The following is a 26366-nucleotide window of genomic DNA, read 5'->3' on the forward strand; positions in this document are numbered from 1 at the left end:
GTGGGATCAGTTGGCGAAAAATTGGGAATTCGCGCGCCGGCTTCGTTCGGAGAACACCGCACGGGCAGCACGCTCGGCTTCGCGCGCCGAGCGGAACTGGCGACCTTCGAGACTGTCGAACAGCCGCTCGGAGGAGAAGAAACGGAAGCCGCGCGCGTCTCGCGTGACGATGCCGGCGGCGCGGTCGTGGATTTCGATGATGTAGGCGTTGGACTGCTGTTGGGACATGACTGCTCGCTCGCCGGGGTCTCGGCGTTCCTGTCTTGCGATTTGCTGCGTGAGGTGCTGTGAGGCGGCGCTCAGCAGCAACAACAGGCGCCGGTTGCCGCCGAGAAACAGCGCCGCGTCATGCACGCATGCATGTCGTTATTGTTGCGCTGGTGATCGGTTCTCATGTGGCGGCTTCGGCTCAAGGAGCAGTTTCGATGCTGCGAATATCGAGGGATTGACGCGTTCGGTCAATGAAATGGGTATCCATATTTGCCACCGGCGCGCATCGGCACTTCTCCCGGTGCGAGCGCAGGCAAACGAATTTATCTCGCGATGAGTTCAACGCCGGTGCGCGGCCGGCCATGGTACTGTCCGCTCCATAAGCAACAGCTGACAGGGAGGCCCGATCATGGCGGAGGTTCTGAAGGGACGCACCGCGCTCGTCACCGGGGGCTCGCGCGGAATCGGCGCTGCCGTCTGCCGCGCGCTGGCCGAAGCCGGCGCGGCCGTGGCGATCAACTGCCGCGAGCGGATCGGGCAGGCCGAGCAACTGGCGGATGAGATCGGCAAGCGCGGCGGCTGCGCCATCGCCGTCGCTGCGGACGTATCGCAGCGCGAGGCCGTGACCGCGATGGTCGACCGCGTCATGGCCGGGCTCGGCCCCATCGACATCCTCGTCAACAATGCAGGTATCGCCATCACGCGCGGCATCGACGATCTCACCGAGGACGATTTCGACCGGACGATCCTGGTCAACCTGAAATCCGTCTTCCTGTGCACGCAGGCGGTGCTGCCGACGATGCGCGCGAAGAAATGGGGCCGCATCGTCAACATCTCCTCCGGTGCCGCGCGCGGCGCCGGCGCGATCGGACCGCACTACAACGCGTCCAAGGCCGGCCTGGAGGGCCTGACGCGCGGCTATGCGGCGCGGCTGGTGAAGGAAGGCGTCACCGTCAACGCGGTGGCGCCGTCGCTGATCGAGACCGACATGATGAGTGGCCAGCCGCAGCTCGTCAGCCGCATTCCGCTCGGCCGCTTCGGCACGGCGGAAGAAGTAGCGAAGGCCGTGATGCTTCTGGTCGACAACGCCTACATGACCGGGCAGACGGTCGCGCTCAGCGGCGGCATGGCGTTCAATTAGGGGCAGCACTCGCAGCGAGCTCCCCCTTCACTCTCTCCTCCAGGACGGGGCTATCGCATATGAAGAAAAACGTGGCGGGGAGCTCGCCTGCGGCCATCCTTCGAGACGCCCGCCTCACGGCGGGCCCTCAGGATGAGGTCGCGTTTCGCGGCGAGATGATCCTCATGGTGAGGAGCCCGCCAAAGCGGGCGTCTCGAACCATGCAGGCCGAGCACGTCCCGCGACCTCAGAGCCCCTCACCCCGCCCTCTCCCCGCACGAGCGGGACGAGGAAGACGAGAGGGCGTTACCACATCGTAGCCGCAGCCCGCTCCGGCCAGATGCGATCATACTCCGCGCCGCCGACCTTGTTCTCGCTCATCTCGGCGAGGATCTGGCCCGGTGTCGGCAGCGTCTTGGGGTCGACGCGCTTGTCCGGATTCCAGAGGTCGGAGCGGACGATGGCGCGGGCGCACTGGAAGTAGATTTCGTCGACCGTCATCACCATGACACTACGCGGCGCCTTGCCTTCGACCTTGAACGAGGCGAGCAATTCGGGATCGATGGAAAGATGCGCCCGGCCGTTGGCTCGAACCGCATTGCCGGAGCCGGGGATCAGGAACATCAGCGACACCCGCGGGTCGCGCACGATGTTGCGCAGGGAATCGACGCGATTGTTGCCGCGGCGATCCGGCAGCATCAGCGTCTTCGGGTCATGAATGCGGACGAAGCCGGAGAGATCGCCGCGCGGCGAGCAGTCGATGCCCTCGGGTCCGATGGTGGCAAGCGCGGCGAACGGCGCCTTTTCGATGAAGACTCGATAGAGCGGGGTGACGTGGTCGGCGACTTTCACGGTCGAGGCATCGTTGGTGACGCCGTAGATGGCCTCCAGCTGCTCGACCGTTTCGATCACCGACATTCCGTTCTCCCTGTTGCGCCGGCCATTATTAGTATTAGTGCCAGCCTTCATTCCTGATCACGCGCACGAGATGGCGGCTGTGATATTCGGCGCTGCCCGCGTTGAGGATGGTGACATCGGCATTGCCCGACGCGTCGACGCTGCGCGACAGCCTTTCCGCGACGTTGCCATCGCTAATGCGCGCCCGGGCGGCAAGCCGCTGCGCCAGCACATCCGGCGGCGCCGTGATCGCGACCACGACGACGTTTGCATACGCTCGGCGCAGTGCGCCAATGACGGTGCGTGAAACGTTGATGACGACAGCGCGCCCGGCACGGATATCGTCGTTGATCTCAAGCGGCAAAGCGTAGGAATGCCCGTGCGCCTCCCAATGCACGGCAAAATCGCCGTGCTCGCGCGCGCGCCGGAATTCGTCGGCGCTCACCGCGACATTGTCCTCGTCAGCGGAGGATTCGCGCGTCACGACACGGCGCGGAAAGACGACGTCGCGATCATCGACACAAGCCGCCTGCGCGAGCCGCAGCAGGGTGTCCTTGCCGGCGCCACTGGGGCCGACCACGAGCACGAGCCGCCCGGGTCCAATTCCGCCTGTCGCGTCCTGCGCCATGGTCACAGTCTCGCTCATGCGACACGGCTTCCTTCGCGCCAGACGCTGCGGACGACGGGAACACTGCCCGCGACGTGCACGCGGATCAGATCGGCGCGCTTGCCGATCGCGACCTCGCCGCGATCGGTGAGGCCAACCGCTTCCGCAGGCGCCTTCGTCACGGTGCGAACCGCCGCCGAAAGGCTGATGGCGGGCACGTGCTCAGGCAAATGCAGCGCAGCCATCAGAAGGCTCGAGGGAATGTAATCCGACGACAGAATATCGAGCAGGCCTTCGCGGGCGAGATCGACCGCGGCGATGTTGCCGGAGTGCGAGCCGCCGCGCACGACGTTCGGGGCGCCCATCAGGATGTCGATGCCGGCCTGGTGCAGGCTGCGCGCGGCCTCCAACGTGGTCGGGAACTCGGCGACCGAAACGCCATCGCGCAGGGCGTCCGCGACGTTTTCCTCGGTGGTGTCGTCATGGCTGGCGAGCGGGATCTTGTACTCATGCGCCAGCGCCACGATCTCACGCATGTTGGCCGCGGCATAAAGCTTCTGATATTCGAAGCGCTTCGCGAACAGCTCGTCGAGCTCGGCATCGGTCTTGCCGCCACCCTTGCCGCGATAATAGTCACGCAGCTTGACCTCGTCGCGAAACTGGCGCTGGCCGGGCGTGTGGTCCATCAGCGACATCAAGCGGACATCAGGACGGTCGATCAGCTCCTTGGCCTCCTCGACCACGCTCGGCATCGGGATTTCGCAGCGCAGATGCAGGAAGTGGTCGGCACGCAGCAATTTGGCATCGCGTGCGGTCGTGATCGCGGCGGCAAGCACGCCGGCGCGGCCATCGGCTTCTTCGGCGCCGTCCTCGCGCCAGACCCGGAGCGAATCGAATACCGTGGTGATGCCCGATGTCGCGAGCTGGCCGTCATAGGAGACGACGGCGGCAACCGGATTCCAGAACACTTTTGGCCGCGGCACGTAATGCGCTTCGAGATGGTCGGTGTGGAGCTCGATCAGGCCGGGCATGATGAGGTCGCCGCCGGCATCCTCGGCGCCCGCGGGCGCCCTGCCCTCACCGATCTCGGCAATGCGTCCGTCCGCGAGAGCGAGCCAGCCCTGCTCGATCACCCGTTCCGCCAGCACGATCCTGGCGTTGGCGATCACGATGTCGTTCGGCTTGGCCTTCATTTCCCTCTTCCTTCAGGCGGCGGCGGCAAAGCTGGTGACGTCAACGATGCGGTCGGCAATCAGATGACGGATTTCGTCGTCATGGACAATGGCGACCATGGCGACGCCCCGGCGTTTCTTTTCGGCGACCAGCTCGACCACGACGGCGCGGTTGGCGGCATCGAGCGAGGCGGTGGGCTCGTCGAGCAGCAGGATCGGCAGGTCCGAGATGAAGCCGCGCGCGATGTTGACGCGCTGCTGCTCGCCGCCGGAGAAGGTCGCCGGCGGAAGCTGCCAGAGCCGCTCGGGGATATTGAGACGATGCAGCAATTGGCCGGCACGGGCTTGCGCCTCCGCGCGCGCCAGGCCGTTGACGATCAGGGGTTCGGCGACCACGTCGACGGTCGCGACGCGCGGCACCGCGCGCAGGAACTGGCTGACATAGCCGATGGTTGCGCGGCGGACGTTGAGGATCTGGCGCGGCTCGGCTGTGGCGAGATCGATCACCGCGCCGCGATGGCGGATGCCGATACGGCCGGAGTCGCAGCGATAATTGCCGAAGATCATCTTCAGGATCGACGATTTTCCGGCGCCTGACGGCCCCGACAGCACGACGCATTCGCCGGGATTGACGTGGAAGGTCACGCCGCTGACGACAGGCAGCTCGATGCCGCCCTGCAGGTGCATCGTGAAGGTCTTGTTGGCATCAGTGATGTCAATCATGGCGGTCATTGCAAGGCTCATGCTGGAAAGGGCTCATGCTGGAAAGGCTCATCTCGGAAAGCTCATGGCGGCAGAATCGAGGAGACGAGGAGCTGGGTATAGGGCTCCCGTGGGTCATCGAGCACCTGGTCGGTGAGGCCGGTCTCGATGACGCGGCCGCCCTTCATCACCATCACGCGGTGCGACAGCAGGCGCGCGACCGCGAGATCGTGGGTGACGATGATGACGGCGAGACCAAGCTCGGCGACCAGGCTGCGCACGAGGTCGAGCAGGCGGGCCTGGACAGAAACATCGAGCCCGCCGGTCGGCTCGTCCATGAAGACGAGACGCGGCTCGGTGACGAGGTTGCGGGCGATCTGGAGACGCTGGCGCATGCCGCCGGAATAAGTGCGCGGCGCATCGTCGATGCGTGCGATGTCGATCTCGACGCGGGTCAGCCAGTCCGACGCGGTATCGCGGATGCGGCCGTAATGATTCCACCCCACCGCCATCAGCCGCTCGCCGACATTGGCGCCGGCCGAGACCGCCATGCGCAGGCCCTGCGCGGGATCCTGGTGCACAAAACCCCAATCGGTGCGGAACAGGAAGCGCCGCTCGGCCTCGCCCAGGGACGCGAGATCGCGCGTGACCCCGTCACGCATCCGGTAGGAGACGTGCCCACCGCTGGCCGCGAGCTGACCCGACAGGAGCTGGAGCAGCGTCGACTTGCCCGAGCCGGATTCGCCGACGATCGCCAGCACTTCGCCGGGATAGAGCGAGAACGACACATCGCGGCACGCGGCGATGCGGCCGTAGGACTTGCTCAGGGACTCGGCAAGCAGCAGCGGCTGGTCGTTTTCGAGCGTATCGAGATCAACCATGTGAGCCCGCCTTCTCCTTGTACGGCGCGGCGCTCAGGCTGCCGTGGTGGCCCGCGGCCTGGCGGCCCTCGCAATAGTCGGTGTCGGAGCAGACGAACATGCGCCCGCCCTTGTCGTCGGTGACGATCTCGTCGAGATAGGACTTTTCAGCCGCGCACAGCGCGCACGGTGCGTTGAAGCGATACGGCTCGAAGGGATGGTCTTCGAAGTCAAGCGACACGACCTGCGTATAGGGCGGGATCGCATAGATGCGCTTCTCGCGGCCGGCGCCGAACAGTTGCAGCGCCGGGCAATTGTCCATCTTGGGATTGTCGAATTTCGGCGTCGGCGACGGGTCCATCACGTAGCGCGCGTTGACCTTCACGGGATAGGCGTAAGCCGTCGCGATGTGGCCGAAGCGAGCGATGTCCTCGTAGAGCTTCACATGCATCAAGCCGTATTCGGCCAGCGCGTGCATGCGCCTCGTCTCGGTCTCGCGCGGCTCGAGGAAACGTAAGGGCTCTGGAATCGGCACCTGATAGACCAGCACCTGATTCTCGTGCAGCGACGTCTCCGGGATGCGGTGACGGGTCTGGATCACGGTTGCATCTTCCGTCGCCTGTGGTCGTGGCGACGCCGGCGGTCTTGGCAAAGAACTTTCGGATCGAGATCGCATTGGTGGTGTCGTCGGAGCCCTGGTCGATCACCTTCAGCACGTCCTGGGGGCCGAGGATCGCAGCGGTCACCTGCACGCCGCCGGTACCCCAGCCATAGGGCATCGGCATTTCACGGCTGGCGAACGGCACCTGATAGCCCGGGATCGCGATCGCCTTGAGGATCGCGCGGCGAATCATCCGCTTGGTCTGTTCGTCGAGATAGGCAAAATTGTAGGCGGGCGCGTTCATTCCGCGGCCTCCTTCATGGCGTTGGCATTGGCATCGGCGAATTCCTGGCGCAGCTTGCGCAACAGGCCGAGCTCGGACTGGAAGTCGACATAATGCGGCAGCTTCAGATGCTCGACGAAGCCGGTCGCCTGGACGTTGTCCGAATGCGACATCACGAATTCTTCATCTTGCGCCGGGGCGAGGGCCTCTTCGTCGAGTTCGCGCGCGCGCAACGCGCGGTCGACCAGCGCCATCGACATGGTCTTGCGCTCGCTCTGGCCAAAGGCAAGGCCATAACCGCGGGTGAAGCACGGCGCTTCCGTCGCAGAGCCCTTGAACTGGTTGACCATCTGGCACTCGGTCAGCTCGATCGAGCCGAGCGGCACGGCGAAGCCGACGTCTTCCGCCGAGAATTCGACCTCGACCTCGCCGAAGCGGATCTCGCCGGCGAAGGGATGATTGCGGCCGTAGCCGCGCTGGGTGGAATAGCCCATCGCCAGCAGAAAACCTTCGTCGCCACGCGCGAGGTTCTGCAGGCGCAGGTCACGATCCGCGGGAAAGTTCAGCGGCTCGCGGGTGAGGTCGCCGACGCTGGCGCCTTCCTCGGCCTGCGGCGAGGATTCGATCAGGCCGTCGCGGCCGAGAATGTCGGTCACCCGCGGCGTTGGCGCTGTCGATGCTTCGGCCGTCGCCGGCGCTTCCGGCACAAAACCTTCGGCGAGCGAGGGATCGAGCAGGCGGTGGGTATAATCGAAGGTCGGGCCGAGGATCTGGCCGCCGGGAATGTCCTTGAACGTCGAGGACACCCGCCGCTGCACCCGCATCGCGCCGGTCTCGACCGGCTCGCTGGCGCCGAAGCGCGGCAGCGTGGCGCGGAAGGCGCGGACCAGGAAGATCGCCTCGATCAGATCGCCGCGCGCCTGCTTGATTGCGAGCGCCGCGAGCTCGCGGTCATAGAGCGAGCCTTCGCTCATGACGCGGTCCACGGCGAGGCCAAGCTGCTCCGAGATCTGGTCGAGGGAAATTTCCGCAACACTTTGGTCGCCGCGCCGTGCACTGGCGAGCAGGCGATGGGCGTTCTCGATGGCGCGTTCGCCGCCTTTGACTGCGACATACATGCGGCTAGCTTCCTTTGTTCACGACACGCGTGGTGCGGGGGATCGCAACCACGGCGTCCTCGGCGACCAGCACCACATCGGTGCCGCGCGGAAACAGCGTCTCATTGACGCGCAGGCGCTCGAACAGGTCGAACGGCCTGATCGAGGCCTGGAGCGTCGCGACACCGTTGATGCCGGGGCCGCGCAGCTCGAAGCTGCGCCCCGAGTCTAGGCTCTCGACCTGAAGGATCAACGTGGTCGAACGATCCGGATATTCGCTGGTGCCGAGCGCGAAGCGCTCGAGCGAAGGCAGTGCTCCGCCGTCGCTGATCAGCGCGAAGCCTGCGATCGAGGAATCCTGCACCACCGGCGCGCCGGTGTGGAACTTCAGCCATTTTGTCACGTCGGTGCTTTCCGACATGCGCGCATCGAGCCAGAGCGGCGTGTCGTGGTCGAACAGCGTCAGCGCGATCGCCGCGGTGCCGCGCATCATTATATGAGGCGCTCCTGATGTCGGCACGATGCGCTGGACCGACCCCGGCCGCGCCATCGCGTCCATGACCGAACGAAAGGTCGATTGCGCCGACAGCACCTTGTCGGCGAACCCCGGCGGCAGTTCCGTAATCGTAGTCATGATCTCACCCTTCACCGCGCACCATGGTGTAGAAATCAACCTTCGTCGCGGCGGTCTCGGCCGCCGCGTGCTTACGCCTGACCATAAGCTGCTCACGCAACGGCGCGATAATTTCCCGCTCCACCGCGCCGCCGAAATCGCTGGACTGCACCAGCGCATCGCACAGCGCGATCAGCCGCGCCTTCTCACCGTCGCGACCAAGCGTGTAACCGAAGCCGACCTCGCCGCTCGCGAGCCTGATCGCGGCGCGCGACACCGTGGCTTCGCCGAGATTGAACGGCGCACCGTCGCCGCCGACCCGGCCCCGCAGCATGACGAGGCCATTTTCCGGCGCACGCAAATCCTGATACGCCGGCAGGGCGAGAGCGCGGAGGCGGGCGGCGATCTCGCCCGCCTCCGCGTGCGCCAGCACGGCCATTGCGGCCTTGCGCCGGGCTTGCTGATTGTTGTGCTGGGTCACCAAATCCACCGAACCTGTTTGCCGAACTTGTCGAATCCAAGTTGTCTATGATACTAGACAACTTGATACGGGAGCGCCATGACTGTTTCGTGACAAGGGCGTGATTTCTGGAGTAGCTTCCCGGCCACATGAGCATTCAGGACACAGCCTCCTCGGGCGTCGCGTTGTGGCGCCTCGTTGCCGACGGCATCGAGCGCGGCATTGCCGACGGCCGCTTTGCGGCCGGCGACAAGCTGCCGGGCGAGATGGAGATCGCCGAAACCTATCGCGTGAACCGCCACACCGTGCGGCGCGCGCTGGCCGCGCTTGCCGAGCGCGGCATCGTGCGGGCGGAGCGCGGCAGCGGAACCTATGTCGAGGCGCAGAAGCTCGCCTATCCGCTGCGCTCGCGGACCCGCTTCTCCGAGATCGTCGGCGCGGATGGCCGCGAACCGCATGGCCGGTTGATCGAAGCGTCCGATGATGCCGCGACCCGCGAACTCGCGCGGGAACTTGGATTGAAGGCCGGCGCACCACTGGTGCGGATCGAAGCGATGCGCCTCGCCGACCGCACGCCGATCTGCGTCTCCACCACCTGGCTGTCGGCGGAATTGTTTCCGGGGGCGGGCAATGTATTCGCCGCGACGCGCTCGATGACGAAACTGCTCGAGCATTACGGCGTCCGCGACTATCGGCGCGGCGCGACCCGCATCACCGCCGGCATCGTCGACGCAACCGACGCCGCACGGCTCGATCTGGCGCTGGGACGGCCGATCCTGGTGGTCGACGCGACCGACCATGACCTCGACGGCAAGCCGCTGGTCACCAAGCATTCGCGCTTCGCCGCCGAGCGGGTGGAGTTTCTGGTGGAGTCGTAGCAACCATGAAATGGACGCTACGGTGTCTGCGATTAAGCCACCGCCCTTCGCCCGATGATGGCGAAGCGCAGCTTGCTTGAGACGAAATCGATCGCGGCGACCGCGACCAGAATCATCAGGATCAGGAACGACACCTTCTGCCATTCCAGCACCCGGATCTGCTCGGCAAGCTGGAGCCCGATGCCGCCGGCGCCGACGATGCCGATGATGGTGGCCGAGCGCGTATTCGACTCGATGAAATAGAGTACCTGGCCGGCGATGACCGGCAGGACCTGCGGCAACAAACCGAAACGGATCTCGTGCATCGCACTGCCGCCGGACGCGCGGATGCCTTCGACCTGCTTCTGGTCGGCGCCCTCGATCGCCTCCGAGAACAGTTTTCCGAAGGCGCCGAAATCGGACACCGCTATGGCGAGCACGCCGGCAAACGGGCCGAGCCCGACCACGTTGATCCACACCAGCGCCCAGATCAGCGTATCGACGCCGCGGATCGAATCCAGGAAACGTCGCACCGGGAAGCGCAGAATGCTCGACGGCACCACGTTGCGGGCGGCCAACAGGCTGACCGGAAGCGCGAACACGGCAGCAAGCGTCGTGCCGAGCAGCGCGATCGACAGCGTCTCGCCCAGCGCCTTCAGATAGATCGGCAGCGACGAGCCGGGATCCGGCGGGATCATCATCAGGCTGATCCAGCCGAGCTGGTTGAGGCCCGCGAAGAACCGCGACGGCGAGAAATCGAGATCGACGAGGCCGTAGACCAGGATTGCGAACGCCGCGACGATCATCGCCGGCATCGCAAGCCGCGCGGAGGCCGGCCGGTCGAACATTTCAGGATAGCGCGCGCGAAGCGCTGCGGTGTCGATCTCCTGCCGCCCCGTCACGTCCGCGTCTCCCTGCCGAACAGCCGGCCGCGCAGCCAGCCGGTGCTGATGTCGATGACGAAGACCGCGACGATGATGGTGAGCAGGATCGCGCTGACGTCCGAGTAATAGAACTTGCGGATGGCGACGACGAGCTCCTGGCCGATGCCGCCGGCGCCGACGAAACCCATCACCGAGGCTTCCCGGACATTGACCTCGAAGCGCAGCAGCGCGTAGCTGGCATAGCCCGCGGTCACCTGCGGCACGACGGCAAAGCGCATGCAGGAGAGCCAGCTCGCACCGGTCGAGCGGATGCCTTCGACCGGCCTCATGTCGGCGTTCTCGACGATCTCCGAGAACAGTTTTCCGAGCGCGCCTGTGGAGTGGATCGCGATCGCGAGCACGCCGGCCATCGGCCCGAGCCCGAAGGCGATCACGAAGATCAGCGCGAAGACGATACCGGGCACGGTGCGGGCGAATTCGAGCAGGCGGCGCACCGTGAAGCGCAGCCAGGGCGACGGCGAGGTGTTTTCGGCCGCGAAGAAGTTGAGCGCGAAAGCGAACGTTGCACCGATCAGCGTGCCTACATAGGAGATCAACAGCGTCTCGCCGAGCATCCTCAGCCATTTGCGCCAGCCCCACAGCCACTCGCCGACATCGGTCCAAACCCGCTGGCCATTGTCGAGCGCGAAGATGCGGTCGAAATAGCTGAGGAAATTGCCGTAATGCGCGAACAGGGTGCGCAGGTTCACTTCCGCGCCGATCGCGGCAAGAAACAGTGCTGCGGCGAAGATCACGGCTCCAAACAGGAGTCGGAGCCGCTTGCGCGCGACCGCCTGGCGATAGGCGGCGTTGAGCACGGCGAGCTGCTGCTCGGGGAGGATCGAAACCGCGACGGTCATCTGGCCAGGAAAAATGGTCGATCAAAGAGAAAGAGCCGGGCCCATCGACCCGGCTCCAATGCCATCGTCCTGAAATCAGGACGCCTTCTTCTTACGCAGTGCATCGACGAACTTGATCAGCTCGATCGTGCCATCCCAGTCCTTGGTGGTGGCGGGATGAAAACCCTTCTTCTGGCCGTCCTGGAGACGGTCGAAGGCCGCCTTGTCCTTGGCCGGCGCGTCGAAGAACGCCTTCGCGATGGCCGCCTTCGCCTCTTCCGGCAGGTCTGAATTGTAGGCGTAGGGGCCGTTGATGATCGGCGCCGACTTGTGGATGATACGGAAATCGTCCTTCTTCATCGGCGAACCGTCGGCATTCTTCAACATGCCCTTGGTCAGCATCTGCGCCAGCGTCGAATCGTCATCGCTGGTCCACTGGTTGGCCGCAACGTCGACGGTGCCCTGCGCGAGCGCCAGGATCGCATTCTCATGGCTGCCGGTGAAGACGACCTTGCCAAAATAGGTGTCGGCGTCCGCGATGCCCATCTTGTCGAGCTCGAAACGCGGCACGTTGTTGCCGGAGGTCGAGTTCGGATCGACCAGGCCAAGATTCTTGCCTTTGAGCTGATCGATGCTCTTGTAGGGGCTGCTCGCCTTGACGAAGAACACGGAGTAGTAGCCGGTCGAGCCGTCGGCGTTGATGTCGTTGGCGAAGGCGTCGGTCTTGACGCCGGTCAGGCGGGCGCGTGCGAACGAGGCCGAGCCATAGCTCGCGATATGGATGTTGCCGGCGCGCTGACCTTCGATGACGGCGGCGTAGTCGTTGGCGATGCGCAGCGTGACCTTCACGCCCAGTTCCTTGGAAAGATAATTCATGAACGGCGCCCAGCGCTCGGTAACGCCCGAGGCGTTTTCCGCCGGAATGACCGCGAAGGTCAGTTCAGGATATTTTGGCTTTCCAGTCGTCGGCGGAGGCTGAGGTCGTGAACGCGAGCGCGGCGGCGAGAACTAGTCTACGAGTGATCATGATAGCCTCTTCATCGGTTGGGGTCGGTTGACGCAAGAACTGAAAGCCAAACAGGCACGGCTCAGGCGGCGGCCGCCGTTCCAAGTGCCGGAACGCCCTGGAGCACCGGCGCGGGCATGCCGCCCATGATTTCGGCGGCTTCGAGATCGTAGAGCTCGCGCGCAACGTGATCGGTCAACTCAGCCGGCGCGCCGTCGAACACCACGCGACCCTGCGCCATGCCGATCAGGCGGTCGCAATAGCTGCGCGCCAGATCGAGCGAGTGAAGATTGCAGAGCACGGTGATGCCGAAATGCTTGTTGATGCGCAGCAGCGCATCCATCACGATCTTGGTATTGCGCGGGTCGAGCGAGGCAATCGGCTCGTCGGCGAGGATGATGTCGGGCTGCTGCACCAGCGCGCGGGCGATCGCCACGCGTTGCTGCTGGCCCCCGGAGAGCTGGTCGGCACGCTGGGCCGCGAGCGGGGCGATGTCGAACTGCTCGAGCGCGGACATCGCCAGCAACTTGTCCTGCTCGGGCCAGGTCTGCGTCAGGGAGCGCCAGGTCGGCATCGTCGCCAGTCGTCCCATCAGCACGTTGGTGAGCACGTCGAGCCGGCCGACCAGGTTGAACTGCTGGAAGATCATCGCGGAACGTGCCCGCCACTGCCGCAACGCCTTGCCGCGCAGCGCCGTGACGTCGATGCCGTCGAACAGGATGCGGCCCTGCGCCGGCGTCGCCAGGCGGTTGATGGTCCGCAGCAGGGTCGACTTGCCGGCGCCGGATCGTCCGATCACGCCGACGAAGCCGCCGGGGGAAACTTGAAACGAAGCGTCGTCCACCGCGGCTTTCACGCCGAAGCGACACGTCAGACCTTCAACCACCAGCATGCAGGGCTCCAGAGTAGCTTGGGCCCACCGCTAACGCCGGCGCTTGACACTTGTGTGACACGCGCGTTGCGGTGCGGCGATCCTACACACCTCATCGCCTGTTCATCCCCTGTCATCGCGTCGTCATGACATTGTCATCAAGCCGCTCGAAGAGAAACGCCCGCCCTCTCGTTCGGATGCAACATGGCTGCCAAAGCTCTTTCGGTCCAGCCGACCATCGATCCCTCGGCCAGGCTGCACGACACCAGGCTTGGCGCCTACACCGAGGTCGGCGCGCGCACGATTTTGCACGACGTGACGATGGGCGATTACTCCTATGTCGTGAACGACGCCCAGATCACCTACACCACCATCGGAAAATTCTGCTCGATCGCGGCCATGACACGGATCAATCCGGGCAATCACCCGATGCACCGCGCCACGCAGGCGCACTTCACTTATCGGTCGAGCGCCTACTTCGAAGGCGAGAGCGACGACACCGAGTTCTTCGACTGGCGGCGCCAGCATCACGTCCATATCGGTCACGACGTCTGGATCGGCCATGGCGCGATCGTGCTGCCGGGCCGCAACATCGGCACCGGCGCGGTGATCGCGGCCGGCGCCATCGTCACCAAGGACGTGCTGGCCTACACCGTCGTCGCCGGCAATCCGGCGCGCATGGTCCGCCGCCGGTTCTCGGAAGAGATCGCCGGGCGGCTCGCCAGGCTCGCCTGGTGGGACTGGGATCACGACAAATTGCGTGAAGCACTGCCCGATTTCCGCAAGCTCGGGATTGAAGATTTCCTCTCGACATATGAAGCACGGGCAAGTTCTCTCAACAGTCCTCTTGGCAGCAGCAAACAAAGCGCGGTCGCGTGACAGACATTTTCCTTGAGGGCGGCCGGACCCTGATCGGCTCCGAGCTCGTCGAGACTTCACTTCTCGTATCCGGAACGGACATTGCGCAGCTCGACGCTTCTCGCGGCCGGGCGCGGCTTGCGATCGACGCGCGCAACCTGCTGGTGCTGCCCGGCATCGTCGACCTGCATGGCGATGCCTTCGAGCGGCAGATGATGCCGCGTGCCGGTGTCGACTTCCCGATCGATGTGGCGCTCGCCGATAGCGACCGCCAGGCGATCAGCAACGGCATCACCACGGTGTTTCACGCCACGACCTGTTCGTGGGAGCCGGGCCTGCGCAGCGCCGAGAATGCACGCGGCCTGATGGAAGCGATCGAACGGCAGCGCCCGCAATTCGCGGCCGACACCCGCATCCACCTGCGCCACGAGACCTACAATCTCGATGCCGAGCAGGAGATGAGCCAATGGCTCGCCAAAGGTCGCGTCGACCTGTTCGCCTTCAACGACCACATGGACGGCACGGTCGGGGACATGGCCAAGCCTCGCAAGCGCAACCGCATGGTGGAGCGTACCGGCCTGTCGGGCGAGGAATTCGACCGGCTGGTGGGACACGTGCTTTCGCGCGCCAGCGAGGTCCCGGCTTCCGTGTCGCGGCTTGCCGCGACTGCCCGCGCCGCCGAGGTGCGGATGCTTTCGCATGACGATGCGACGCCGGCGATGCGCCAGGGCTTTCGCGCCATGGGCGTGGCGATCGCGGAGTTTCCGATCAACGAGGAGACGGCGCGGGAGGCAGCCAGCCACGGCGATGCCATCGTCTACGGCGCGCCGAACGTCGTGCGCGGCGGCAGCCACACGGGCTGGACCAAAGCGTCCGACATGATCGCCAAGGGGCTCTGCTCGGTGCTGGCCTCGGACTATTATTATCCAGCGCAGCTGCTCGCTGCGTTTCGCCTCGCCGCCGATGGCGTGCTGCCGCTGACCGAGGCCTGGAACCTGGTCTCCGCCGCACCCGCGCGCGCGACCGGCCTTGCCGATCGTGGCGTGCTCGCGGAAGGACGGCGCGCCGACATTCTGCTGGTCGACGACAGCGTTCCGCTGCGACCGCGACTCGTGGCCGTCATCGCGGGCGGCAAGCTCGTGCATCTCACCGATGCGACGCGGTTGCTCGCAGCAGTGGCAACGCCGCGCGAGGCTGTCGTTGCGGCCTAAACCGGGTTATGCTGAGGCGATGACAGGTCTTCCCCGCTACGCGATCTATTTTGCCGCAGGCAGCAACAGCGCTCTCTCCCGCTTCGGCGCCGAGCTGCTCGGCTACGATGCCCATACCGGCAACGAATTGCCGTTTCCTAGCGACACACTGCATGCCGCGCCCGATTGGCGCGACATCACCGCCGATCCCCGCAAATACGGCTTTCACGGCACGCTGAAGGCGCCGATGGCGCTCGCGCCCGGCACGACCGAAGCGGAGCTTTTGGCGGCCTGCGCAACCTTTGCCGGCGAGGCGCGGACGATTCCGGTGATCCGGCCGATCGTCGATTCCATCAGTGGTTTTATTGCGGTCATTCCGGCCGAGCCGGTCGATGCGCTCCAAGAGCTCGCCGCTGATTGCGTCCGCGCATTTGATTCATTCCGTCCGGCTATGACGGCGGAAGATCGCGGGCGGCGGAAGCCCGAGAAGCTCAGCGAGCGGCAGCGCGACTATCTCGATCGCTGGGGCTATCCCTACGTGATGGAGGAATTCCGCTTCCACATGACGCTGACGGGGCGGCTCAACGCGGAGCGCCGCGGGCCGATTTTGAAGATGCTGCGCGCGCGGTTTGCTGCGCTCGGGCTTGATACGCTGGCGATCAATCGCATCGCGCTGTTCAGGCAGGGTGACGCCAAGGATCGCTTCCGCATCATCGGCGAGTGGGCTTTGACGCAGTCAAGCGTCAGTGCCAGCTCGCGAGATTGAAGGCGAGGGCCACAACGCCAACCAGAATGAGGCTGGTCGCCCAGATGACATCCAGATTGAACCAGCTTCGCGAGACGAACTTCAATCCCAGATGGCGGTAGACCAGCCACGCCAGACATCCGCCGGCGCCGACCATGGCGGCAACGTGCACCAAAGACACCAGCACCGCCATCCCGAGGCTTGCCTTGATCAGCGCGCCGGCGGCCTCGTGGCCGGCATCGAGTTCGAAGGCCTGGCAGAGCCCGAGATAGATCGGCACAAGCATCAAGGCGGCGCCGTGGGCAATGGCGACGGCAAATGACCAGAGCGCCAATTGCGTTGGCGGAATTCGTGCCAGCGTGCGCGGATGGCGCCGCTCGACCAGCCGATAAACGCCGAAACCAATGACGAGAAGGCTCGCGCCGAGCTGGATCGGACGCTGCCACTCGGCCAGCACGAGCAGGAACGCGAATGGCAGCAGCACGAGAAATGTTGCCAGGAGATGTCCGGCCGCCAGAGCCCACAACGCGCGAAAGAGCGCGCGCGGGCTCTTGTCCATGAGCCCGGCCGAAACGGCGAGCGGCCAGCCCATTCCCGGATTGACCCCGTGATAGAGACCGCTCGCAACAAGAGCGAGCCACAGCCAGCCGAGGCTCGCGTGTGCCCAATCTAGGCCGACGGGTAGCAAAACGAGTCCGTCGAACAATCGCCGCCTTCCAGCCTGATCTGGTGCGCACGATATCCGTCGGGGAAGCTCACGAAGTAGTCCTTGTCGAGCTCGAGGCCGCCATTGCGACCGACATTGGCCATGACTTCCACACCCGGAACGCCCTCGGGATAGAACTGGTCATCCCAGGTGGAATAGAGCGAATTGGTCCAGTATACGCGCCTGCCGTCGCGGCTGATCTCGACCATCTGCGGACCGGCCGCAAATGCCTTGCCGTTCGGATGGGGGGTGCGGCGCGCGACGCCGCCGATGTGAACCGAGCCCGCAAGCTTCGGCTTTCGCGGATCGCTCACGTCGTACTGGCGCATTTCACCCGTGCCCCAGCACGAGACATAGAGAAACCGGTCATCCATCGACAGGTCGATGTCGGTGACCAGCGGCGGTACGGCGCCAAAGCCCTGGAGCAGCGGCGGGAGCTTCTCTTTTGGCGCGGGCTCGGGCGGGATCGTCGCCGTCTTCTCGGCATGGAATTTTCCGCCTTCGCGCCACCAGGTCCAGATCGAGGCTTCGAGATTCGTGGTGTCGACCACAACGCCCACGAAGCCGTATTCGCGAACCGGATCGTGCGCCGGCCGTACCTCCAGCGCCATCTGATGATTGGCGCCGAGGTCGATGGTCTGCACATTGCGACGGGCGCGAAGATCCCAGAAGTGGAGACGATGGCCATATTTGTTCGCGAGCAGATCTTCCGGGACAATCCCGTTCTCGAACTGCGGCGGCAACGCCCATTCACTCGTCACCATGTAATCGCGCGGCAGGTTCCACCAGAAATCATAGTGCAGCGTCTGCGCACCGCGGTCGATCTCCCATCGTCCGAGGACCTCGAACGTCTCGCAATCCATGATGAAGACGCCTGGAGGCCCGTTGGTGCCGTCTTTGCCCCCGCCGCCCAGCGTGCTCACATAGATGCCGTCCGGCCCGCAATGGATGGTATGCGGCCGCGAGTAGCCGGTCTTTTTGAAGACTTCCTCAGGCTCGATGATCTTGTGGATTTTGGCCTTGGTCGGATCGGGCTTGGTATCGATGATGTAAATCCGCGACGAGCGTATCCCGGGGATGATGAGATAGCGCCGCTCGATGAAGGCATGCCCGGCGAGCGGTGACAAGGCGGAGGAGCAGGCATTCCAGCCGAAGTGATGAAACTCATCGCCCTTGTTGGGCATCGTCACGGTGTGGACGATTTGGCTGTAGGTCGGCGATCCCGGCTTGACGTCGATGACCGCGAGAGCATCCGGTTTCGAGAAATCCGGACTGAGCAGCAACGTGTAGGCAAAGTTCTCCGCAGGTGCTTCCATCGCAAGCTTGGGCGATGCGTGAAAGGTGGGATCCGGCCTCATCGTCATGGCACTGCCTCCCTGTTTCGTCGGCTCGCTCCAGCCTGGCTCGGAATAGCGGCATAATGAAGAGCTGTTGCGCGATGTCTTGAGATGCTCCGCGGGCCTGGTTGGCGAGCGTACAATATGTCATCGCCGGCTTGCGGGAAACCGCGCGAACCGCGTTAATTCGACGCCTTCAACCAGATGGCAGCTGGCGGGATCAGGCCAGGGCGCGCTTGTCCGGGACGACGGCGGAGGCTACTTCCCCCACCTCAACGCCAGCGCATCACGCTCCTTGGCCAACTCCAGCAGCCCTGCCCGCGTCGCCGGGTGCAGCGGTTGCAAGGGATGCCGCACCGTGTCGGACTTGATCACGCCGCCGGCCTGCATCATCGCCTTGCAGGCGATCAGGCCACATTGGCGGTTTTCGTAGTTGATCAGCGGCAGCCAGCGTTCGTAGGCGGCTTTCGCCTCCTCGCGCTTGCCGGCGAAATAGGGATCGATGATCTGGCGGATGCCGTCGGGATAGCCGCCGCCGGTCATCGCGCCGGTGGCGCCGGCATCGAGATCGGCGAGCAGCGTGATCGCCTCCTCGCCGTCCCAGGGACCCTCGATCGCGCTGCCGCCTGCCTCGATCAGGCTGCGGAGCTTAGAAGCAGCGCCCGGTACCTCGATCTTGAAATAGCGGATGTTGGCGAAATCGCGCGCCAGCCGCGCCAGCAGCTCGACCGACAGCGGCGTGCCGGCGACAGGCGCATCCTGGATCATGATCGGAATGTTGATCGCGCCGGACAGCACTTTGAAGAATTCGATGACGCCTTTCTCGGGCACGCGGAAGGTTGCACCGTGATAGGGCGGCATGACCATCACCATGGCGGCACCGGCCGCCTCGGCCTGCTGGCTGCGCGCGGCGCAGACGGCCGAGCTGAAATGCGTGGTGGTGACGATCACGGGAACGCGGCCCGCGACATGCTCCATCACCGCATGCATCACGCTCTCGCGCTCGGCATCGGTGAGCACGAACTGCTCGGAAAAATTGGCGAGGATGCACAGACCATTCGAGCCGGCATCGATCATGAAATCGATGCAACGGCGCTGTCCGTCAAGGTCGAGCTCGCCGCGCTCGTCGAAGATGGTCGGTGCGACCGGGAACACGCCGCGATAAGGGCGCTGGGCCTTGTGGTGTGGCGTGACCGGCATCGAACTCTCCATCCCTGATCTTCTCGACATCTGCCAGCGGCGCTGGCGCAGCGTCACAGATGTACCCGCCGCGCGCATCGGCGGCAATGCCGATTGCGCGACGTGGGGATAGAGGATTGTCGAATCTACGCGGTCTTCACCGCACCCAAAAAGCCCTCGACCGCGACGCGGAGACGATCGGCGTCGGCCGACATCTTCTTCACGGACACCGACAGCACCGAGCCGGCATTGCCGGTCTCCTGGTTGAGCCTGGCGACGCTGCCGATGGTATCGGTGACCTCGCGGGTTCCCTGCGCGGCCTGCTGGAAGTTGCGCGAGATCTCGGTGGTGGCGGCGCGCTGCTGTTCGACCGCGGCGGCAATCGCCGTCATCTTCTCGTCGATGCCGCTGATGGCGCCTCCGATCGCGCGGATGGCAGTGACCGCCTGGCCGGTCGCGCCCTGGATCTCCGCGACCTGGCGGGAGATTTCTTCCGTCGCCGTCGCCGTCTGCGAGGCGAGGCTCTTCACCTCGCCGGCGACCACGGCGAAGCCGCGACCGGCCTCACCCGCACGCGCGGCTTCGATGGTGGCGTTCAACGCCAGGAGGTTGGTCTGCCCTGCGATGGCGTTGATCATCTTCACGACCTCGCCGATGCGGCTAGCGGTCTGATCGAGGATCTCGACCGTCGCATTGGTCTGTGCTGCCTGCGACACGGCTTCGCGGGCCTCGCGGGCGCTGGCCTGCACCTGCGCGGAGATCTCGCCGACGGACGCGGAAAGTTCCTCGGTCGCGGCTGCGATGGTCTCGAGATTGTTGGTGGCCTGCTCGGCGGAGGAGGAGACCGCCGCGGTCTGGCTGCTCGATTCCGAAACCAGCGAGCGCACGTCGGTCGCGGTGGCATCGAGTTCTTTCGTCGACGCCGCAACACTGTGAATGACGGCTTGCACGGTGTCGTCGAAGCTGCGGCAGGCCGCATCGACGGTGCCGGAGCGGGCGAGCTGGAGCGCCTGCTGCGATTCGCGTTCCAGGCCCAGGCGTTCCGCGGTCGCCGCACTCTCGCGCAGGCTTTCGAGCGCGGCCGCCATGGTGCCGAACTCGTCGGGATGTCTGGATTGCGGAACAGGCGTGGCGTAGTCGCGGGCGCTGATCCTGGCGATGGCGTCCAGGATGGCGCGCACCGGGCGCATCAGGCGATTGCGCACCACGTACACGCCGGCCAGGGTCACCGCCAGAGCGAGCAGGAACGCGAGCGACTGCACGACGAGATTGGTGAGCGCCTTGGCCTGCACCGTCTCCGCCCGCGCGATCGACTGGTCGAGCGCCTTGTTCGCCACCGCGACGATGGACGGGAAGGGTGACTGGCACAGCGTGTTCCATTCCGAGGCAGGAAGCGCGGGCTTGCCGCTGCCGTCGAAATTCTTGGTGAGCTCGCCGATCTGCTTCAGGACGCCATCGGTTTTGGCCTTCGCGTCCGTCGCTGCCGTAACCAGTTCCGCCGTCACGCCGGGCGCAGCCAGCAACTCGCCCATGCCCGCCCAGCCGGAGGCGATCGTGCCATCCCACTGCGCCACTGACCGCTTCTGCGCGTCGTCGAGCGGCTTGCTGCTGTTGACGTTGGATCGAAGGGACGAACAATGGATTCCATAGCGGTCGCGCACCTGCCAGGCGAAGCGGCGGACCTGGATCATGCGCGCGATGTAGGGATCGTCCGTCCAGGCGCGGTTCGACACCGCGGTGGAGGCGAGGTTCGCCGTGTCGATGACTTTGGTGACGGCATCGTACCAGGAACTGGTCCGCTCGATCTTGCGCTCGGCGCGCGGACGCTTGGCCTCGTCGTAGAACAGCTGGAATTGCGGCGCGGCGTCGCTCCAGCCCTGCTTCAATGTGCCAGCGAGTTCGTCTCGGCGGGCGAAGTCGACTGTGGCGAGCGCGGCGCCGATGGCGTCATAGCCGCCCTGCTCGGCCTTCTCCGCCGCCTCGAGTTTTGTCCGCGGGTCGTCCTCGCCGAGGATCGCGCTCTGCGCATCGCCGCGATTGTTGCGCAGCGCCAGCACGCCATGGAAGATCGCCTTGTCGGCGGCGGCAAGCCGCGCGGTTTCGAGACTGTCGCTGTAGCGGCCGAACGCCCCGACCATCTGGATCGCCGTGGAGGCCAGCGCACCGGCAGCCAGCAGGGCCATCAATGTCAGGAGGAGCGAACTTACCGATTTCTTAAACATTGCCATGGTCGGGGGGCCTGGGTCGGGGGCCTAATCTTTCGAGCGCCACCTTGCCCCGCGACATGCCAATGTTTCGTTAAGGTTTTAATCGAATTGCCGTGAGCTTCCGGCCCGACAAATCTTCATCATGCGGCCCCGATATCAGCAACTTTGGTGAAATCGGGCGGGCGGCGCTCGGCGAAAGCGGTGAAGGCCTCGCGCGCCTCGGCGGTGCGCAGACGCAGTCCGAACTGCTCGCCCTCGGCGTTCATCTGCGCGACCAGCGCTTCGCCATTGCGCATCAGCTTCTTGGTGGCGGTGAGCGCGCCGGCCGGCTGACGGGCAAGACGCTGCGCCAGCGCGAGCGCCTCGGCATCGAGCTTGTCGAGCGGCACCACGCGGTTGGCGAGCCCCCATTCCAGCGCGGATTTGGCCGGCACCGTCTCGCCGAGCGCGAACATCTCGTAGGCGCGCGCGTGGCCGATGCGCGCCGGCATCAGCAGGCTGGACGCGGCCTCCGGCACCAGCGCCAGGCTGACGAAGGGCGTCGACAATTGCGCGTTGTCGGCGAGCACGACGAGGTCGCAATGCAGCAGCATCGTGGTGCCGACGCCGACGGCGCGGCCCTGCACGGCGGCAACCAGCGGCCGGGTGCAGCGCGCCAGCGACTGGATGAAGCGCACGACGTTGCGGCTTCCTTCCGACTTGCCCGCTGCGACCGCGGCGAATTCTCCGACGTCGTTGCCGGCGGTGAACATGTCTCCCTCGCCGCGGATCAGGATCACGCGGGCCGACGGATCGAACTCGGCGGATTCGATTGCATCGGCGAGCTTGCCGTACATCGCATCCGTCAGCGCGTTCTTCTTGTCGGGGCGCGCCAACGTGAGCGTGAGGATTCCGCCGTTGTTCTCGATCCGGACGTGCTCTGTCATGGGTCTCTCCTTTATTCCTCTGGATCTCTTGAAGGCTCTCTTGAAAGCCTTCTTGGAAATTTCTCTTGAATGCTCGTCAGCCAGCGCGTGACGATGTCGATCTCCGCGCTGGTAAATCCGTCCGTCAACGCCGCGTTGACCTCTGCCGCGTTGGCCTTCGCCTGTGCGAGCGCCGTGCGGCCCTTCGGCGTCAGCCAGACGCGCCAGGCGCGCCCGTCCTCGCGATCGGCGCGCCGCTCGATCAGTTTTGCAGCTGCCGTGCGGTCGACGAGGCCGGAAATGCCGGCGGGCCCCAGATCGAGCGCCGCGCCCGCCTCGCCCATCAGCACGCCGTCCTGCTTGCCGAGGATGAACAGCAGTCCCGCCTGCGCCGGCGTCACCTCGCTCGAAGGCTGCGCCGCCATCCAGCGCTGCAAGCGCCGCTGCGCAACGCTCAGCAGGTAGATCAGCCGATGATGCCTCGCGCCGGCTGCTTTAGTTCGCATGCGAAGTAGATAGCCGAGGCCGACCGAGTTGTCAAAAGGACTTGCTAGGCCGCCGCTGCGCGGCAGCCGCCGAGGAACAGAACCGCGCAGGTCTGCACCCGACGCTCGATCTGCTTGCGTGACGGCAGAGGCAGGCCGCCATAGATCGCCGCGCGTTGCGGCGCCGATGCGACCATGCCGATCAGCATGCCGGCGGCCTCGTCGACGTCGTCGAGCGCGATGAGCTTCTTCTTGACCTGGACTCGGAGCCAGCGCGCGAGCGCAGCGGCGGTTCGCGATATGCCGTTCCTGTAGAAATTGGCGGCGAGTTCGGGGAAAGCGGCCGATTCCTGAAGCACCATGCGCTGCAACGCCACGACCTCTGGATCGAGCGCAAGATCGGCGCAGGCCAGCAGCGCGGCGCGCAGGCCGACTTCAATGTCGACTTCGTCGCTGGCCTGGAGATCGACGGCAGAGAGCAACCGCTCGAGCCGGTCCGCGCACATCGCCTCGAACAGCACGGCCTTGCCCGGAAACAGCCGATAGAGTGTCTTGGTCGAGATGCCGGCGCCACGCGCCAGCTCTTCCGTGCTGGTCGCAGCATAGCCGTCGACGGCGAAGGCGTGGCGCGCGGCCTCGAAGACGATCTGCTTCGTCTCCTCGTCGCTGCGCAATTGCGGCCGCCCGCGCGGGCGGCATTCACTTGATGGTTTTGCCTGAGCCATGCTTTTGAATGATGCCTGTCATTCCATTGACAGTCCCAAAGCTAGTTCTATTTTGGAAATCGTCAAGTTTCCTAATTCAGGGGAGCCGGCCATGACCGTGCACACCAACCCGTCCAAGTCCGAAGCCGTCGTGATTCCAGGCGATGCATTGGAGGGCATTCTGCCCGCCACGCAATCCCCCGCCCGCACAAGAAAGCTGAACCTTCGCAAGCTGTTGCTGGCAGGCGCGGCAGCTGCCGCGCTAGCCGGCGCAAGCTGGTACGGCTACGACTATTGGACGGTCGGCCGCTTCCTCGTCTCCACCGATGACGCCTATGTGAAGGCCGACAGCACGACCATCGCGCCGAAGGTCAGCGGCTATCTCGACCGCGTCCTGATTGGCGATAACGAGCATGTGAAGGCCGGCCAGGTACTCGCGAGGATCGACGACCGCGACTTCAAGGTCGCACTCGACCAGGCCAAGGCCGACGTCGCTGCCGCCAATGCAACGGTGACGAGCAAGGAAGCGCAGCTCGACGTGCAGCAGGCCGTGATCGCAGCGGCGAGAGCGACCATCGATGTCGACAATGCCGCGAAACTTTTCGCCAAGCAGGAGAACAAGCGCTACACCGATCTCGCGGCAACGGGCTTTGGCAGCGTGCAGAACGCGCAGCAGGCGCAGGCGCGCGACGCCGGCGCCGATGCGGCGATCCAGCGCGATATCGCCAATCTCACCTCCGCCTTGAAGCAGGTCGATCTCCTGAAGGCCGAGATCCTGCAGGCCAAGGCCGCGGCCGTCCGCGCAGACGCGCTCCAGCGCCAGGCCGAGCTCAATCTCGGCTACACCACGATCGTCTCGCCTATTGAAGGCGTGGTCGGCAATCGCAGCTTGCGCGTCGGCCAATACGTGCAGGCCGGAACGCAATTGATGTCGATAGTGCCGGCCGAGGGCACATATGTCGTCGCCAACTTCAAGGAGACGCAGCTCACCAACGTGAAATCCGGACAGGCCGTCGATATCGAGATCGACATGTTCCCGGGTCAAGTCGTGCACGGTCACGTCGATTCCATCGCACCCGCAAGCGGCCAGGAGTTCGCGCTGCTGCCGCCCGACAATGCCACCGGCAACTTCACCAAGGTGGTGCAGCGTATCCCCGTCAAGATCGCGCTCGACGCCCGGCACGGGCCCGCAATTGCGCTCCGGCCCGGCATGTCCGTGATCCCGACCATCGCAACACGTTCGACCGCGCCGACCGCCAATGCGGCCGCCGCGCCCAAAGCGAAGCTCGTCTCCGGAGGGTCGTGCCATGTCAAACAGCCTCTCACTTTCGACGCAAGCAGCACCGGCCGCGACGTCTGATCGCCCGGTCGCCGATCCCAACCGTGCGAGTGCCGCGACCTGGATCGCGGTGCTTGCCGCCATGATCGGCTCGTTCATGGCGATCCTGAACATCCAGATCACCAACGCCTCGCTGCTCAACATCGAGGGCGGCATCGGCACCGGCGCCGACAACGGCTCCTGGATCTCGACGTCTTATCTGATCGGCGAGATCATCGTGATCCCGCTGACCGACTATCTGAGCCGCGTGTTCTCGTTCCGCCGCTACATGCTGGCGAGCGCGGTACTGTTTGCGGCGTTCTCCGTCGCCTGTGCCTTCACCCACGATCTGCCGTCGATGATCGCGATGCGCGGCTTGCAGGGCTTTGCCGGCGGCGTGCTGATCCCGATGGCGTTCACGCTGGTGCTGACCAAGCTGCCGAAGCCGCAGCAGCCCGTCGGGCTCGCGATCTTCGCGCTGTCGGTCACCTTTGCGCCGGCGATCGGTCCGACCATCGGCGGCTATTTCACGGAAAACTACGGCTGGCGCACCATCTTCTTCGTCAACGTGATCCCGACCGCTGTCATGGTGAGTGCGCTCTATCTGACGCTGGAGCGGCAGAAGATGCAGCTCGGCCTTCTGAAGGATGGTGACTGGGCCGGCATCGTCACCATGGCGATCGGTCTGTCGGCGCTGCAAGCCGTGCTCGAGGAAGGCAACAAGGACGACTGGTTTTCCTCACCCTTCATCATCAAGCTGGCGGTGATCGCGGCCGTCAGCCTCACGCTGTTCATCACGATCGAGCTCACGATCGAGAAGCCGCTGATCCGGTTGCGCCTGCTGACCCAACGCAATTTTGGCTTCGGTACCGTTGCCATGACCATGGTTGGCTTCGCGTTGTTCGGCTCGGTCTACATGCTGCCCGCCTATCTCGGCCAGGCGCAGGGCTACAATGCCGAACAGATCGGCAATGTGCTGGCATGGACCGGCCTGCCCCAACTCGTGCTGATCCCGCTGATCCCGAAACTGATGCGGCGCTTCGACACGCGTTATATCGCGATCACCGGGCTTCTGATCTTCGCCTACAGCTGCTTCATGAACACGGCGATGTCCCCGGACTATGCCGGCGACCAGCTCTGGATCCCGAACATCGTGCGCGCCGTGGGACAAGCCATGGTGCTGACGCCGCTGACCTTGGTCTTGACCGGCGGCATCGCACCGCAGGACGCGGCAGCGGCCTCCGGCATCAGTAACATGTTCCGCAACCTGGGCGGCGCGATCGGCACGGCGACGCTCGCCACCATCATCACCAAACGCGAGCAATTCCACTCCAACATCATCGGCCAGTCGGTCACGCTCGGCCGCGAGGAAGTCCGCACCCGGATCGCGCAGATGACCGAGTATTTCATGGCGCACGGCGTCCCCGATCCGAACGCCAGCGCGCGAGCAGGCGATCATCGCACTCGGCAAGACCGTGAAGCGCCAGGCGCTGGTGATGGGTTATTCCGACACGTTTGCCGTGATCGGCGTGGTGCTGGTGCTCGCCGCGATTGCGGTGCTGCTGACGCGGCGCGTGAAGGCGGCTGGCGGGCCGGCGCATTAGGACCTCGCCC

General features: G+C 65.1%; 26 protein-coding genes and 3 pseudogenes. 8 read left to right on the forward strand and 21 right to left on the reverse strand.

What is annotated here, in order from left to right:
* Positions 1–6: 6 nt before the first annotated feature.
* The gene (locus ACVWW3_RS28525) at positions 7–228 is read right to left on the reverse strand and encodes a hypothetical protein (RefSeq protein WP_247351482.1); all 222 of its coding nucleotides are present in this window, start codon (positions 226–228) and stop codon (positions 7–9) included.
* A 391-nt stretch (positions 229–619) separates the two neighbouring features.
* Between ACVWW3_RS28525 and ACVWW3_RS28530 the strand changes: the two genes are divergently transcribed.
* On the forward strand, positions 620–1351 hold the full coding sequence (locus ACVWW3_RS28530; protein WP_456647905.1) for an SDR family NAD(P)-dependent oxidoreductase: 732 nt from the start codon (positions 620–622) through the stop codon (positions 1349–1351).
* Between the two features lie 285 nt (positions 1352–1636).
* Here the strand turns inward: ACVWW3_RS28530 and ACVWW3_RS28535 are convergent, their stop codons facing one another.
* The 9 genes and pseudogenes from ACVWW3_RS28535 to phnG all read right to left on the reverse strand — a co-directional run bounded on the left by ACVWW3_RS28535 (position 1637) and on the right by phnG (position 8652).
* On the reverse strand, positions 1637–2248 hold the full coding sequence (locus tag ACVWW3_RS28535) for a pyridoxamine 5'-phosphate oxidase family protein (protein WP_456647904.1): 612 nt from the start codon (positions 2246–2248) through the stop codon (positions 1637–1639).
* Between the two features lie 34 nt (positions 2249–2282).
* The gene (gene phnN, locus ACVWW3_RS28540) at positions 2283–2873 is read right to left on the reverse strand and encodes a phosphonate metabolism protein/1,5-bisphosphokinase (PRPP-forming) PhnN (RefSeq protein ID WP_456647903.1); all 591 of its coding nucleotides are present in this window, start codon (positions 2871–2873) and stop codon (positions 2283–2285) included.
* Positions 2870–4027 carry an alpha-D-ribose 1-methylphosphonate 5-triphosphate diphosphatase gene (locus tag ACVWW3_RS28545; RefSeq protein ID WP_456647902.1) on the reverse strand — a complete coding sequence of 386 codons (1158 nt, stop codon included), beginning with the start codon at positions 4025–4027 and terminating at the stop codon, positions 2870–2872. Before ACVWW3_RS28545 ends, phnN begins: the two co-directional genes overlap by 4 nt.
* A gap of 12 nt (positions 4028–4039) precedes the next feature.
* Positions 4040–4738 carry a phosphonate C-P lyase system protein PhnL gene (gene phnL / locus ACVWW3_RS28550; RefSeq protein WP_456647901.1) on the reverse strand — a complete coding sequence of 233 codons (699 nt, stop codon included), beginning with the start codon at positions 4736–4738 and terminating at the stop codon, positions 4040–4042.
* Between the two features lie 53 nt (positions 4739–4791).
* The gene (phnK, locus tag ACVWW3_RS28555) at positions 4792–5589 is read right to left on the reverse strand and encodes a phosphonate C-P lyase system protein PhnK (RefSeq protein ID WP_456647900.1); all 798 of its coding nucleotides are present in this window, start codon (positions 5587–5589) and stop codon (positions 4792–4794) included.
* Positions 5582–6473: pseudogene (locus ACVWW3_RS28560) on the reverse strand (alpha-D-ribose 1-methylphosphonate 5-phosphate C-P-lyase PhnJ). The gene phnK and the pseudogene ACVWW3_RS28560 overlap by 8 nt, the downstream one beginning before the upstream one ends.
* Positions 6470–7570 (reverse strand): carbon-phosphorus lyase complex subunit PhnI, encoded by a 1101-nt coding sequence (locus ACVWW3_RS28565; protein WP_456647898.1) that lies wholly within the window; start codon positions 7568–7570, stop codon positions 6470–6472. The pseudogene ACVWW3_RS28560 and the gene ACVWW3_RS28565 overlap by 4 nt, the downstream one beginning before the upstream one ends.
* Positions 7571–7574: 4 nt before the next feature.
* Positions 7575–8183, reverse strand: coding sequence for a phosphonate C-P lyase system protein PhnH (gene phnH / locus ACVWW3_RS28570; RefSeq protein WP_456647897.1), 609 nt, complete (start codon positions 8181–8183; stop codon positions 7575–7577).
* Positions 8184–8187: 4 nt separating this feature from the next.
* On the reverse strand, positions 8188–8652 hold the full coding sequence (gene phnG / locus ACVWW3_RS28575; RefSeq protein ID WP_456647896.1) for a phosphonate C-P lyase system protein PhnG: 465 nt from the start codon (positions 8650–8652) through the stop codon (positions 8188–8190).
* Positions 8653–8771: 119 nt separating this feature from the next.
* Between phnG and phnF the strand changes: the two genes are divergently transcribed.
* A complete protein-coding gene (gene phnF / locus ACVWW3_RS28580; protein ID WP_247445293.1) occupies positions 8772–9500 on the forward strand; it encodes a phosphonate metabolism transcriptional regulator PhnF in 729 nt (242 codons plus the stop codon).
* Between the two features lie 32 nt (positions 9501–9532).
* Here phnF and phnE (ACVWW3_RS28585) read toward each other — a convergent pair whose 3' ends face one another.
* From phnE (ACVWW3_RS28585) to phnC, 4 genes and pseudogenes are all read right to left on the reverse strand, one after another.
* Positions 9533–10381 (reverse strand): phosphonate ABC transporter, permease protein PhnE, encoded by an 849-nt coding sequence (phnE, locus tag ACVWW3_RS28585; RefSeq protein ID WP_456647895.1) that lies wholly within the window; start codon positions 10379–10381, stop codon positions 9533–9535.
* Positions 10378–11262: a phosphonate ABC transporter, permease protein PhnE gene (gene phnE / locus ACVWW3_RS28590; protein ID WP_456647894.1), complete on the reverse strand. Its 885-nt coding sequence runs from the start codon at positions 11260–11262 to the stop codon at positions 10378–10380. The genes phnE (ACVWW3_RS28585) and phnE (ACVWW3_RS28590) overlap by 4 nt, the downstream gene beginning before the upstream one ends.
* 75 nt (positions 11263–11337) lie before the next feature.
* Positions 11338–12268, reverse strand: a pseudogene (phnD, locus tag ACVWW3_RS28595) (phosphonate ABC transporter substrate-binding protein).
* Between the two features lie 61 nt (positions 12269–12329).
* Positions 12330–13139: a phosphonate ABC transporter ATP-binding protein gene (phnC, locus tag ACVWW3_RS28600; protein WP_456647893.1), complete on the reverse strand. Its 810-nt coding sequence runs from the start codon at positions 13137–13139 to the stop codon at positions 12330–12332.
* 183 nt (positions 13140–13322) lie between these two features.
* Here phnC and ACVWW3_RS28605 point away from each other — a divergent pair, with 183 nt between their 5' ends.
* From ACVWW3_RS28605 to ACVWW3_RS28615, 3 genes are read left to right on the forward strand one after another with little or no spacing between them, the layout of a single operon-like run.
* Complete coding sequence (locus ACVWW3_RS28605) at positions 13323–13997, forward strand: chloramphenicol acetyltransferase (RefSeq protein WP_456647892.1); 675 nt, start codon at positions 13323–13325, stop codon at positions 13995–13997.
* Entirely contained in the window at positions 13994–15187 is a 1194-nt protein-coding gene (locus ACVWW3_RS28610; protein ID WP_456647891.1) for an alpha-D-ribose 1-methylphosphonate 5-triphosphate diphosphatase, read from the forward strand. The genes ACVWW3_RS28605 and ACVWW3_RS28610 overlap by 4 nt, the downstream gene beginning before the upstream one ends.
* A 19-nt stretch (positions 15188–15206) precedes the next feature.
* Positions 15207–15932, forward strand: coding sequence for a DUF1045 domain-containing protein (locus tag ACVWW3_RS28615; RefSeq protein WP_456647890.1), 726 nt, complete (start codon positions 15207–15209; stop codon positions 15930–15932).
* On the opposite strand, the gene ACVWW3_RS28620 is transcribed toward ACVWW3_RS28615, so the two are convergent.
* The 3 genes from ACVWW3_RS28620 to ACVWW3_RS28630 all read right to left on the reverse strand — a co-directional run bounded on the left by ACVWW3_RS28620 (position 15910) and on the right by ACVWW3_RS28630 (position 19154).
* Positions 15910–16503: a hypothetical protein gene (locus ACVWW3_RS28620; RefSeq protein WP_354051285.1), complete on the reverse strand. Its 594-nt coding sequence runs from the start codon at positions 16501–16503 to the stop codon at positions 15910–15912. The two genes, ACVWW3_RS28615 and ACVWW3_RS28620, sit on opposite strands and share 23 nt — an antisense overlap.
* Before the next feature lie 77 nt (positions 16504–16580).
* Positions 16581–17981 (reverse strand): selenium-binding protein SBP56-related protein, encoded by a 1401-nt coding sequence (locus ACVWW3_RS28625; RefSeq protein WP_456647889.1) that lies wholly within the window; start codon positions 17979–17981, stop codon positions 16581–16583.
* Positions 17982–18212: 231 nt separating this feature from the next.
* Positions 18213–19154: a dihydrodipicolinate synthase family protein gene (locus ACVWW3_RS28630; RefSeq protein WP_456647888.1), complete on the reverse strand. Its 942-nt coding sequence runs from the start codon at positions 19152–19154 to the stop codon at positions 18213–18215.
* On the opposite strand from ACVWW3_RS28630, the gene ACVWW3_RS28635 reads away from it, so the two are divergent.
* On the forward strand, positions 19144–19266 hold the full coding sequence (locus ACVWW3_RS28635; protein ID WP_456672217.1) for a hypothetical protein: 123 nt from the start codon (positions 19144–19146) through the stop codon (positions 19264–19266). The two genes, ACVWW3_RS28630 and ACVWW3_RS28635, sit on opposite strands and share 11 nt — an antisense overlap.
* 13 nt (positions 19267–19279) lie before the next feature.
* Here ACVWW3_RS28635 and ACVWW3_RS28640 read toward each other — a convergent pair whose 3' ends face one another.
* The 4 genes from ACVWW3_RS28640 to ACVWW3_RS28655 all read right to left on the reverse strand — a co-directional run bounded on the left by ACVWW3_RS28640 (position 19280) and on the right by ACVWW3_RS28655 (position 23404).
* Positions 19280–21361: a methyl-accepting chemotaxis protein gene (locus ACVWW3_RS28640; RefSeq protein WP_456647887.1), complete on the reverse strand. Its 2082-nt coding sequence runs from the start codon at positions 21359–21361 to the stop codon at positions 19280–19282.
* A gap of 119 nt (positions 21362–21480) precedes the next feature.
* Complete coding sequence (locus tag ACVWW3_RS28645) at positions 21481–22266, reverse strand: enoyl-CoA hydratase (protein WP_456647886.1); 786 nt, start codon at positions 22264–22266, stop codon at positions 21481–21483.
* Between the two features lie 11 nt (positions 22267–22277).
* Positions 22278–22751 carry a MarR family winged helix-turn-helix transcriptional regulator gene (locus ACVWW3_RS28650; protein ID WP_456647885.1) on the reverse strand — a complete coding sequence of 158 codons (474 nt, stop codon included), beginning with the start codon at positions 22749–22751 and terminating at the stop codon, positions 22278–22280.
* Positions 22752–22795: 44 nt separating this feature from the next.
* Entirely contained in the window at positions 22796–23404 is a 609-nt protein-coding gene (locus ACVWW3_RS28655) for a TetR/AcrR family transcriptional regulator (protein WP_345946905.1), read from the reverse strand.
* A gap of 142 nt (positions 23405–23546) precedes the next feature.
* Here ACVWW3_RS28655 and ACVWW3_RS28660 point away from each other — a divergent pair, with 142 nt between their 5' ends.
* A complete protein-coding gene (locus ACVWW3_RS28660) occupies positions 23547–24794 on the forward strand; it encodes an HlyD family secretion protein (RefSeq protein ID WP_456647884.1) in 1248 nt (415 codons plus the stop codon).
* A pseudogene (locus ACVWW3_RS28665) lies at positions 24742–26356 on the forward strand (DHA2 family efflux MFS transporter permease subunit). Before ACVWW3_RS28660 ends, ACVWW3_RS28665 begins: the two are co-directional and overlap by 53 nt.
* Positions 26357–26366: the final 10 nt, after the last annotated feature.

It is taken from the genome of Bradyrhizobium sp. LM2.9, assembly GCF_054056555.1.